A 10468-nucleotide genomic window follows, 5' to 3' on the forward strand; every position below is an offset into this window, starting at 1 on the left:
GGGGGTGAGGTAGCGGTTGGACGGTTTAAGCGGTTGGACGGTGGGGGGACCGTCCAACGGACCAAGCGTTGGACGGTGCAAAAATTAACACGACTCCACAAATAGTAGAGTGAAGGGCCCTTGATTGCAGCCATGTATCACTCCAATATCATCTACCACGTCTACAATCAGAGTAACAACTTTGAGCTACTATTTCGAAACGACGAAAACTATCAGTATTTCTTACGAAAGGTAAGACGACACCTGTGCCCCTACGCCGATATATTCTGCTACTGCCTGATGCCGGATCATTTTCATATCCTGCTTAAGCCCAAGGAGATTGGCTGCGCTGAAAGTCGCTCCAGCCGCTATTTCCGCCACGACGAGAATGGTAAAGGCCCTGTGTATCAGCAAAACCTTTCGAATGCTTTCAAAACTTTACTTAGCAGTTATTGCCAGGCTGTAAACAAAAGGTCGGGCCGGCGTGGATCCTTATTCAAAGCAAAAACTAAGGCAAAACCCGGGTACTGCGATTTTTACCCCGACTCACATTCTCTGGAGGGCGACGAGCCATACACACTCTTCATACCCTATTTAAAAACTTGTTTTAACTACATCCACGACAATCCAGCAAAAGCTAAACTGGTTGATTTTCCCGAAGAGTGGCCCTATTCGTCGGCCCTGGACTATTTGGGCCATCGCGATACAGGTATCTGCAATTTTGCCCTGTCAAAAAAGCTATTAGGCATCGAGCGATGTAAGTCAAATCAGGGACCGTCCAACGGGTAGACCGTTGGACGGTGGGCACCCCGTCCAACGCCTTAAACCGTCCAACCGCTAATCCCTACCCCAGCAACCCCACCAGCCCCTCCTCCCCAGCCGTTTCGGGCCAGACGCAAGCCACCCCACGCCGCAGTAGCTCCGCGCCCGTACTCGGGCCCATGGCCAGCACCCTCGCACCCGGCGAAAGGGGATAACTATCCAGGTAGGCGGCTACGTTGAGCGGACTGGTAAAAATGTAGGTCGCGGCCTCAATCGCCGCAGCCGGCGGAGCCGGCTGGTTGTCGTAGCAGACCGCGTCGAGCACCGTCAGCCGATCGGCAAGGGCGCTTTGTACGCTGAGCCGCGATTGCCGGGCACGGGGAAAAAAGACCCGCCGCCCCTCCGCCACCGCCAGGAAATGCTCCGCGGTGCGATCGGGATGGCCGTCACCGCAGAAATCGACGCGCAGGGATCGGCGCAACAGCGCCGCCGCCGTACTGCCACCGATGGCGGCCAGGCGAACCCGCTCCGTCGGAATCGGACCGGCAAACTGCACGGCGCGGGAACTGTAAAAGAACCACCAGTCACAGGGTCCAGGAAGCTCAAACGGTACGGCCGAAAATCGCAGCAGCGACTGGGCGTGAATCGTCTCGCCCACCTCATCGGCCCACTTCCTCAGGGGGCTATCGGGTTTAAGGTCACGACTGATGAATATCATATTTATTCCTGCTCGCTAGCATCATCTTCCTCAAGTTCTCCGAGGAAGTAAACGTCCTGGGCCACCAATTTACCCTTGTCGCTGTGGGCCAGGGTAAATTCCACGGGGTCGCCTTCCAGCAGATCTTCGAAGCGGACGTTCTTTACGTTGGTATGGTGGAAAAAGAGGTTGTTGGGCGGATAGGTTATGAAACCGTACCCCCCCTTCAGGCTGAAGATCTGGCTCTCCATCACCTCACCGATCTCACCGTCGACGGGGTCTTCCAGCACCAGGCTCGCACTCGGCTTTTCCTCCACCCCGTTGCTCTCTTTCTTTTTCTCCGTTACGAACAGACTGTCCACTACCCGGCGCTCGGCATCATTCTTGGGGTGGTCGATCAGTTCCGACATGGCCAAAGGATAGCTGGCCTCGCGCAGCAAATCCTGGCTGGTGCGGGTCACCATGCCGCTGCCGCTATCCGTGGTGAATTCAAAGTCCCAACCGATGACCATGACTCGCGAACCGAGCGAATTCAGCTTGCGCACCAGCGGCACGTAATCGCCGTCGCTGGCGATCAGCACCACCACGTCAAACTTGCGCAGGGCCGTCTGCTCGTAAGCCTCCAATGCAAACCATACATCGATGCCCTTTTCGTGCCGGCGGCCGTGACTGGACCGTAAGGGGGAGTAGTGGGTGGTCACGCCACTCGACATCAGGATGTCGTCGAAGACTCGGTCGTAGTAAAGCGCGCTGCCCCGCTGCTGGGCCTCGGTGGCGTTAAGGCGGCCGCGGAAGTAGTGGCTGTCCACGATCTTGCAGCGGCTGAGCGGCACGCCCTCCTCTTCGGACACACGGGCCTCAATAAAGTGGTGGAGACCGGTTATGCTCAGCCGGCGGCGCTGGGGGTGGTCGTAGTTGTAGTAGTTGCTGACGTGGAGGAAATAGTTTCCGTCGTAAAAGACGCCTATTTTGGTAAGTTCGGGCATATCTATCGTATCGCTTATTTGTCCCCGCGATCCTATGGTGGCCGCGGACGTAAAAACAAAAGCCCCATCCACGGATCGTGAACGGGGCTTGTTGTGTAGTGAGCCCCCAGGGGCTCGAACCCTGGACCCCCTCATTAAAAGTGAGGTGCTCTAGCCAACTGAGCTAGGGGCTCTGGAGGAAGCTTTATTTCTAAAGCGACGCAAAGGTAATAACGCCTGCCTAACTTTACCAAGCAGCGGGCGAAATTCTTCGCGTTTTCCTACTTCCGGATGCCGAGCTTGCCGATGAGCGAGCGGTATCCTTCAAGATCCTTGCGCTTGAGGTAATTGAGCATCTTGCCCCGGCTACCAACGAGCGAGAGCAGCGCCTTGCGGCTGCTGTGATCTTTCGGATGCTCGCGCAGGTGGTCGGAAAGCGCCTTGATGCGGAAAGTGAAAAGGGCGATCTGGCCCTCGGTGGATCCGGTGTTTTGCGCGGAGCCGCCGTATTCGGTGAAGATTTCGTCCATCTTCTCCTGGGTAAGGTAAACTGGCATAGTATTGAGCCTTTAGTAAATAGCCTCCTGAAGCGGCGACTAATCAGTTAAAGCGAAAAATTTCGGCCCGCAAAGGTAAGGATTATTTCCTTGCGGAACTAATCGCGCAACGCTTCCCCTTACTTTAGCGTTGCAAACCCAGCCCGCGTCAACACTACCAACACCCCCATGAAACACCTGAACACCCTGCTCCTTGTTGCCCTGCTTTGCACCTGCGCCCGCGCCCAGACCTACCTCAGCGTGGAGCGGCAGGACTCTGTGACGACCCGCCTGATCGAAATGGTGATCCCCATCGACGCGACGTACGACGTGGTCAATTATAAAGTGCGCTACCGGACCACGGACGCTTTTGGCCGGCCCGACACCGCCAGCGGGCTCCTGAGCATCCCCTACGACCGCGGCCTGCGCTTCCCCATTACCGCATACATGCACGGTACCGCCGCCAGCCGTGAGGCCGTCCCCAGTCGCCCGGGCGTACAGGAACGCCTGGTCGTCAACGCCATTGCTACGAATGGTTACATCACCGTTGCCCCGGACTACATCGGGCTGGGCGACAGCGACGGATTTCACCCTTACGTACACGCGGAAAGCGAGGCGAGCGCCGGCAGGGACCTCCTATTGGCGGCCCGGGAATGGCTGAGCGATAGCGGCATACCCCACAACGATCAGGTGTTCGTGACCGGCTACAGCCAGGGTGGCCACGCGGCGCAGGCCCTCCAGCGCAACCTGCAAGAAATGCCGGCGGGCGACGATCTGACGGTAACCGCGGGGGCCCACCTCTCCGGCCCCTACAGCATCAGCGACGTGATGCGCCGGGCTACGCTGGCCGAAAGTGCTTCCATCTTTCCAGTATTCATCGTGGGCACTTACCTGAGTTATGACAAGATCTATGGGCTGTACCAAAGCCTCGACCAGCTCTTCGTGCCCCCCTATCTCGAGGTCATTCTCAGCTACGAAGAAGAGGAAACCGATTTGGAAACCTTCAATGCCGACCTGGTACAGCTGCTGCAGGAGCGCGGTGAAACGGTGGCGGATGTATTCCAGGACTCCATCCGGACGCAACTGGAAGAAGACGACCCCGACAGCCGCATCATCCAGGCGCTGCGGGCCAACGACACCTACCGCTGGGCTCCGGAAGCCCCTACCCTGCTTTTTTACTGCACGGAAGACGAGCAGGTACCCTTTGAGAATGCCATCCTGGCCGACAGCGTGATGACTGAACTCGGCTCCACCAGCGTGGTGCTGGAAAGTGGCGGCCCGCGCGGCCACGGTCAGTGCGTTTTGCCCTCGGTGGAGGCTACCCTGGCCTTCTTCGAGCAATTCGCCCGCCGGGAACCCGCCACCAGCATCGGACGCCCGGTCGAACTTCCGGCATTTGGCGTGAGCCCGAACCCCGTCCGGCCCGGCGGCCAACTGCAGCTCAGCGGACTGCCGGCAGACGGTTGCACCTATGAGATGTACGACGCCGGCGGTCGGATGCTGCAGCGGGGCAATGTGCCGGTCGATGGCTCCATTCCCTTGCTCGCCTCGGATCGTCGGGGGCTCTTTCTCCTCCGCGTAACGCTGCCGACGGGCGATTTTGCCGTGCGCAGGGTGGTGGTTCGGTAGACATCGCGTTTATTTAGCCTCATGAATATACAGATACGCCAGGGTACCGCCCGTGACCTTCCCGCCGTACACGGACTGGTTGGTGAATTGGCCCGCTTTGAGCGCGCTGCGTCCAGCTTTACCGCCACGATCGAGGAATACGAAGAGGATTTCCGCGAAGGCTTCTTCGAGGTTATCGTAGCCGAGGACATGGCCACGCGTACGGTAGTGGGAATGGCGCTCTACAACTACGTCTACAGCACCTGGAAAGGGCGCATGCTGTACCTGGAGGACTTCGTGGTAACTCCCGACTACCGGCGGTTCGGCATCGGGCAACGCCTGTGGGACGTGCTGAAGGAAAGGGGGCGCGAACGCGGGTGCAAGCTTATGAAATGGCAGGTCCTGGACTGGAACGAGGGCGCTATCCGGTTCTACAAGGCCCAGGAAGCCGAGATCGAGACGGAGTGGTACAATGGCAAGTTGGTACTTTAGTTATCGCGCCGCAGCAGGGTGTCGGCTACTACACGTAGGTTTTCCTTCCACACGGGATCGCCCTTGACGGCATCCAGGTGGGCGTAAGCCTCCGTCTGAAAATTGTCCCGCATCTCACTCACCAACTTGGGGATATCGCGCAGGCGCATGAGTTCGGTCACGCGGGCCACCTTGGGGGCGGGATCCTCCGGGGAGTGGCTGAACCACTCGATCATCTCCTCCCGTTCTGCTGGCGCAAGTCCCTCCACCGCCTTGATGTAGAGGAAGGTTTTTTTGTTGCGGATGATGTCGTTGCCGGTGAGTTTGCCGGTGCGGGCCCCGTCTCCGAAAGTATCCAGGAGGTCGTCGTGCAGTTGAAACGCCAGTCCGGTGAGCCGGCCAAAGGCATAAAGGTGATCCGCATCCGCGCGGTCGGCCCCGGCGGCGAGCGCGCCCATTTCGAGGGCACCGCCCAGCAATACCGCCGTTTTCAGTTCGATCATTTTGAGGTACTCCTCAATCGTAACGTCGTTGCGCCGCTCGAAGTCGACGTCGTACTGCTGGCCTTCGCAGACGCCGGTAGCTACCCGGTTAAATGTTTTCATTAGTTCCGGCAGCCGCTCGGGGAAGGGAAGCCGGGTAAGCAGGTCGTAAGACTTGATCAACATCAGGTCGCCGCTCAGAATAGCCGTATTGACGTCCCACTTCTCGTGGACCGTCGGCTGCCCGCGCCGCAGCGGGCTGTCGTCCATAACGTCATCGTGCAGCAGCGTAAAATTGTGGAACACCTCCACGGCCAGGGCGACCGGCAGACCGGCCGGGCTTTCTGCCCCGTCGCCGAACATCCGTGCGGCCAGCAGGGCCAGCAGGGGGCGTACGCGTTTGCCCCCGATAGCCAGGATATATTCGATGGGTTCGTAGAGTCCGCGCGGCTCCGTGGCCAAGATGCAATGCTCCAGGTTCTTCAGGAAAAGTCGGTTGAGCTCCTGGATTTGGCTCAGTTCGCGAAACGGCATGCAGCGGGGTCATTGGTCACGGGACAAACATACGGATTCGGCCCCACCCCCCGCACTGCGCCACCGCCTGAACTTAGCTGGCCGCCATGCGTCCTATGGAAGAATCCCTGATCCTCTACAACCTACCCCATGCTAGACCTGATCATCATCGGCGGCGGACCGTCCGGTATAAACGTTGGCATCAGCGCCCGGCGCGCCGGGCTCAATTACCGCATCATCGAAAAGGGGGTGATCGCCAACAGCCTCTATCACTTCCCGGTGAATATGACTTTCTTCAGCACCTCGCTGAAACTGGAAATACAGGATACACCCTTCATCAGCCACCAGGACAAACCCACCCGCTCCGAGGCGCTGGAATACTACCGCCGGCTGGTGCAAAGCTTCAACCTCAATTTGAACCTGTACGAAACGGTGGACCGTATGGAACCCACTGAGGGTGGCTACCGCGTATTTACCGACAAAGCCGAATACACCGCCCATAACGTGGTGGTGGCTACCGGTTTCTACGACACGCCCCGGTACATGAACATTCCGGGCGAGGACCTGCCCAAGGTGCGTCACTACTACGACGATCCCCACGTATATATAGGACAGGATGTGCTGGTGGTAGGCGCGGCCAACTCGGCCTGCGACGCGGCGCTGGAGTGCTGGCGAAAAGGTGCCAACGTCACGATGGCGATCCGGGGGGATGGCATCTACGACCGCGTCAAGTACTGGATCAAGCCCGACATCGAGAACCGCATCAAGGAGGGCAGCATCAAAGCGTACTTCAACACCACTACCGAGGAGATACGGGAGCACGAGGTAGTGCTGGGCACCCCGGACGGCCCCCTCACGCTGCCCAACGACTTCGTGCTGGCCATGACCGGCTACCAGCCGAACTACGCCCTGTTCGAGCGGCTCGGACTTCCCATCCAGGAAAACGAAAGCTGCAAGCCGGTTTTCGACCCCAACACCCTCGAAACCAGTTTACCCGGGGTCTACATGGCGGGAGTGGCGTGCGCCGGGTTGGAGACGAGCAAACTATTTATTGAGAATACCCGCGACCACGGTCGGATCATCGTGGACGAAATATTGAAACACGCCGCTGCCGCAGCCAACTGAGTGGTACGGTGAGTTGGAATTAAGCATTACGTATGTCAAACAAGCATTATGAAATCCTGGTCGTCGGGGCCGGGTCGGCCGGGCAGTCCGTAGCCGTCGCCGCCGCCAAGGCCGGGAAGACGGTCGCCATTGCGGAGGGAAGGGCCTACGGAGGCACCTGCCCCCTGCGCGGGTGTGACCCCAAACTCGTCCTGCACGCCGCCGCGGAGACGATGTACCGGCTGCACCGGCTGAGCGGCAAGGGATTCACGCGTGCTCCGGGCTTCGCCTGGGAAGACCTGATGAACTGGAAGCGCAGTTTCACCGAACCCATTCCGGAAAAGAGTCGGCAGCGCATGCGGGAGAGCGGGGTCGAGGTGTACCAGGATTACGCAAGCTTTGTCGACGAGCATACTTTGAAGATCGGAGGCACGACCGTACGGGCGGATACCATCATACTGGCTACAGGCATGCGTCCGGCCCCACTCGACATTCCGGGGAGTGAGCACCTGCTAACGAGCGACGATTTTCTGGACATGCCGGACCTGTCGGCCGAAATGGTGATCGTGGGCGGCGGGTATATCGGCACCGAAATAGCCCACATCAGTCAGGCATTGGGATGCCAGGTCACGGTGGTGGCGACGGGCCCCACGCCCCTGGAGAAGTTTGACGATGACCTCGCCGACCTGCTCCGCCAAGCGGATGAAGACCGTGGTATGCGCTATCACTTAAACAGCCGCGTAGTGGCCGTAAAACAAGCCGAGGACCGTTTTGCCGTAGAGATCGAGGACGCCGGTGGCCAGCGAACTACGGTCAGAACCGACAGGGTAATCCACTGCGCGGGCCGGATCGCCAATACGGAGCGGCTGAACCTGGAGGGGGCCGGTATTGAAACCGATGAAAAGGGGCGCATCAAGGTGGACCGCCGCTTGCGTACCAACTTGTCCCACGTATACGCACTGGGCGATTGCGCCGGCACCGGACTGCCCTTGACTCCGGTGGCCAGTCATGCCTCCGCGGTACTTAACGACAACCTGTTTTTCGAGGGGGATCGCGATCTAGACTACTATCCTATTCCAACGGTGGCGTTCGCCCTTCCCGGTATGGCCGCCGTAGGCATGACGGCCGAAGAAGTGGAAGGTTCCGGCCGCAATATCAGCACCCATTTTAGGGTCAATACCGATTGGTTCCACCCGCGGCACCTCAATGCCTCGGTTTCCGCCTTTAAAGTGTTCGTGGACGACGACAAAGGGGTCGTGGTAGGCGCCCACCTGTTGGGTCCCGACGCAACGGAACTTATTAACCTGCTATACGTAGCTATCCGCCAGAAGATCCTGATCCAGGATTTGCAACATATGATCTTCGCTTATCCGACGGCGGCTTCTATGGTGCAGTCGATGGTCAAGGCGTAGGGGTTAGAATTTGACGGTGGAGATATGTCTTATTGGCAGACGTCGGACGTCTGCCAAAATTACAGGCTTGATAGCTAGCGAAACCAAGCTTTTAAATTATGACAAAGTGGCAGACGTCGGACGTCTGCCACTCTGACACCTCCCGCTTCTCGTCATCTCCCTTTTCCCACCACCCATTACCTTCGCAGCATGACCAATCCCGAGATCGCCAGCCACTTTCGCGAACTGGGCAAGCTCATGGAGCTGCACGGCGACAACCCCTTCAAGATCCGCTCCTACACCAATGCCTACAACAAACTGCGGAAGGTCGAGCGCAACCTGGCTACGATGAGCCCGGAAGAATTGCAGGAGCTCGAAGGGGTGGGCAAAGCGATCGCCGACAAGATCCACGAGTTGGCCACCACCGGCACAATGGAAACCCTCGAAAAGTGGCGCGCCCAGACTCCTGAGGGCGTCCGGGAAATGCTTCACATCAGTGGCTTCGGACCGAAAAAGGTCAAAGCGGTCTGGGACGGCCTAGGCGTCACCACCGTCGGCCAGCTTCTTTACGCGATCAACGAGAACCGGCTAGTCGAACTCAAAGGCTTCGGGCTCAAGACCCAGGAAACCCTCAAGCACAAACTTGAGTTCCTGCAAAAAAGCCGCGGCCGCTTCCTTTACCGCACCATTGCCCTGGCGAGCGAGGCCCTTTTGGAACAACTAAGGGAACTGCACCCCACCGAACGTTTCGAGCCTACCGGGGCCCTGCGGCGCGGCTGCCCTACCCTCTCCGGCATTGAACTGTTGACGACCCTGGCACCCGCGCTTGTCGCCAAAATTCCCGGCCTGAATGTGAACGAAATTGACGAGGAGCGCACGCAGGGCGCGATCGATGACCTCCCCTTTACCTTCTACCACTGTGCGCCGGAGAACTTTGGCAGCAAGCAATTTCGGTACACCGGAAGCAAGGAATTTTTGCGGGCCTTCGTTGAGCGGTTTCCGGAGACTGACTTCTCGGGCTTGCCGACGGAGGACGCCGTTTTTGCGCGGGCGCAGGTGCAGTGGATAGCCCCCGAATTGCGCGAGGAAGCGTGGTTCCTGAATCCAGCCCAGGCCGCATCGCCAAGCAGCGAACTGGTAACCGAACAAGACATCCGCGGGGTGGTCCACGTCCACACCACCTACAGCGACGGCATACATTCCCTGCGGCAAATGGCCGAAGCGGCGCGCGACAAGGGTTACGAATACATCCTCATCACCGACCACTCGCAGGCGGCCTTTTACGCCAACGGACTGAAGCCCGATCGCGTCAGGGAGCAGTGGCGGGAAATCGACGACCTGAACCGGGACCTTGCACCATTCCGAATCATCAAAGGCACCGAATGCGATATCCTATCGGACGGAAGCCTGGACTACGACGAAGAGTTACTGGCTGGCTTTGAGGTAGTTATCGCCTCCATTCACAGCAACCTGAATATGGACAAGGAACGCGCCACCCAGCGACTGCTCACCGCGATCCGCCACCCCAGCACTACCATTCTGGGACACCCTACCGGCCGCCTGCTGCTCAGCCGGGAAGGCTACCCTATCGATCACGCCCGGGTGATTGACGCCTGCGCGGAGCACGGCGTAGCCATCGAACTGAACGCCAACCCTTACCGCCTGGACCTCGACTGGTCCTGGTTGCCCTACGCTCGCGAGCGCGGCGTACCCATCAGCATCAATCCCGACGCTCACAGCACGGGGGGCATCGATGACATCCGGTGGGGCGTGGTAGCGGCGCGCAAGGGGGGTCTTACCCCGGAGCAGTGCCTGAACGCCGGAAGCGCCGAAAATCTCCTGCGTTTTGCCGGCTGCAGTACAACCAAATCTTAGATAAGCGAGTCTCGGCAAATCCCTTTTTATATATTTGCGGCCCGGTAGTTGTCCCGACAATTTCCGATTTCAATCAATCGCTCTG

9 protein-coding genes and 1 tRNA gene are annotated in these 10468 nt (G+C 58.9%); 5 read left to right on the plus strand and 5 right to left on the minus strand.

What is annotated here, in order from left to right:
* Positions 1-823: 823 nt before the first annotated feature.
* The 4 genes from E4021_RS04845 to rpsO form a co-directional block, all read right to left on the minus strand.
* Entirely contained in the window at positions 824-1459 is a 636-nt protein-coding gene (locus tag E4021_RS04845; RefSeq protein ID WP_136456884.1) for a uroporphyrinogen-III synthase, read from the minus strand.
* A gap of 2 nt (positions 1460-1461) precedes the next feature.
* On the minus strand, positions 1462-2424 hold the full coding sequence (locus E4021_RS04850; protein ID WP_136456886.1) for an NYN domain-containing protein: 963 nt from the start codon (positions 2422-2424) through the stop codon (positions 1462-1464).
* Between the two features lie 99 nt (positions 2425-2523).
* A tRNA-Lys gene (locus E4021_RS04855) sits at positions 2524-2597 on the minus strand.
* An 87-nt stretch (positions 2598-2684) separates the two neighbouring features.
* Positions 2685-2960, minus strand: a complete 276-nt coding sequence (rpsO, locus tag E4021_RS04860; protein WP_136456888.1) for a 30S ribosomal protein S15 — start codon at positions 2958-2960, stop codon at positions 2685-2687.
* Positions 2961-3128: 168 nt separating this feature from the next.
* Between rpsO and E4021_RS04865 the strand changes: the two genes are divergently transcribed.
* Together E4021_RS04865 and E4021_RS04870 are read left to right on the plus strand one after the other, a co-directional pair.
* The gene (locus tag E4021_RS04865; RefSeq protein ID WP_136456890.1) at positions 3129-4568 is read left to right on the plus strand and encodes a T9SS type A sorting domain-containing protein; all 1440 of its coding nucleotides are present in this window, start codon (positions 3129-3131) and stop codon (positions 4566-4568) included.
* Between the two features lie 21 nt (positions 4569-4589).
* Entirely contained in the window at positions 4590-5039 is a 450-nt protein-coding gene (locus E4021_RS04870) for a GNAT family N-acetyltransferase (protein WP_136456892.1), read from the plus strand.
* On the opposite strand, the gene E4021_RS04875 is transcribed toward E4021_RS04870, so the two are convergent.
* The gene (locus E4021_RS04875) at positions 5036-6034 is read right to left on the minus strand and encodes a polyprenyl synthetase family protein (RefSeq protein WP_136456894.1); all 999 of its coding nucleotides are present in this window, start codon (positions 6032-6034) and stop codon (positions 5036-5038) included. The two genes, E4021_RS04870 and E4021_RS04875, sit on opposite strands and share 4 nt — an antisense overlap.
* A 129-nt stretch (positions 6035-6163) precedes the next feature.
* Between E4021_RS04875 and E4021_RS04880 the strand changes: the two genes are divergently transcribed.
* The 3 genes from E4021_RS04880 to E4021_RS04890 all read left to right on the plus strand — a co-directional run bounded on the left by E4021_RS04880 (position 6164) and on the right by E4021_RS04890 (position 10383).
* Entirely contained in the window at positions 6164-7138 is a 975-nt protein-coding gene (locus E4021_RS04880; protein ID WP_136456896.1) for a YpdA family putative bacillithiol disulfide reductase, read from the plus strand.
* A 32-nt stretch (positions 7139-7170) separates the two neighbouring features.
* Positions 7171-8529, plus strand: a complete 1359-nt coding sequence (locus E4021_RS04885; protein ID WP_136456898.1) for a dihydrolipoyl dehydrogenase family protein — start codon at positions 7171-7173, stop codon at positions 8527-8529.
* Between the two features lie 189 nt (positions 8530-8718).
* Positions 8719-10383, plus strand: a complete 1665-nt coding sequence (locus tag E4021_RS04890) for a DNA polymerase/3'-5' exonuclease PolX (protein ID WP_136456900.1) — start codon at positions 8719-8721, stop codon at positions 10381-10383.
* Positions 10384-10468: the final 85 nt, after the last annotated feature.

Source organism: Neolewinella litorea, assembly GCF_004803465.1.
GTDB lineage: Bacteria > Bacteroidota > Bacteroidia > Chitinophagales > Saprospiraceae > Neolewinella > Neolewinella litorea.

Bases quoted from the DNA above. Each gene is read 5' to 3' on its own strand.
- E4021_RS04850 (WP_136456886.1), bottom strand. From the start codon at position 2,424: ATGCCCGAACTTACCAAAATAGGCGTCTTTTACGACGGAAACTATTTC.
- E4021_RS04890 (WP_136456900.1), top strand. From the start codon at position 8,719: ATGACCAATCCCGAGATCGCCAGCCACTTTCGCGAACTGGGCAAGCTC.
- E4021_RS04885 (WP_136456898.1), top strand. From the start codon at position 7,171: ATGTCAAACAAGCATTATGAAATCCTGGTCGTCGGGGCCGGGTCGGCC.
- E4021_RS04865 (WP_136456890.1), top strand. From the start codon at position 3,129: ATGAAACACCTGAACACCCTGCTCCTTGTTGCCCTGCTTTGCACCTGC.
- rpsO (WP_136456888.1), bottom strand. From the start codon at position 2,960: ATGCCAGTTTACCTTACCCAGGAGAAGATGGACGAAATCTTCACCGAA.
- E4021_RS04880 (WP_136456896.1), top strand. From the start codon at position 6,164: ATGCTAGACCTGATCATCATCGGCGGCGGACCGTCCGGTATAAACGTT.
- E4021_RS04870 (WP_136456892.1), top strand. From the start codon at position 4,590: ATGAATATACAGATACGCCAGGGTACCGCCCGTGACCTTCCCGCCGTA.
- E4021_RS04845 (WP_136456884.1), bottom strand. From the start codon at position 1,459: ATGATATTCATCAGTCGTGACCTTAAACCCGATAGCCCCCTGAGGAAG.
- E4021_RS04875 (WP_136456894.1), bottom strand. From the start codon at position 6,034: ATGCCGTTTCGCGAACTGAGCCAAATCCAGGAGCTCAACCGACTTTTC.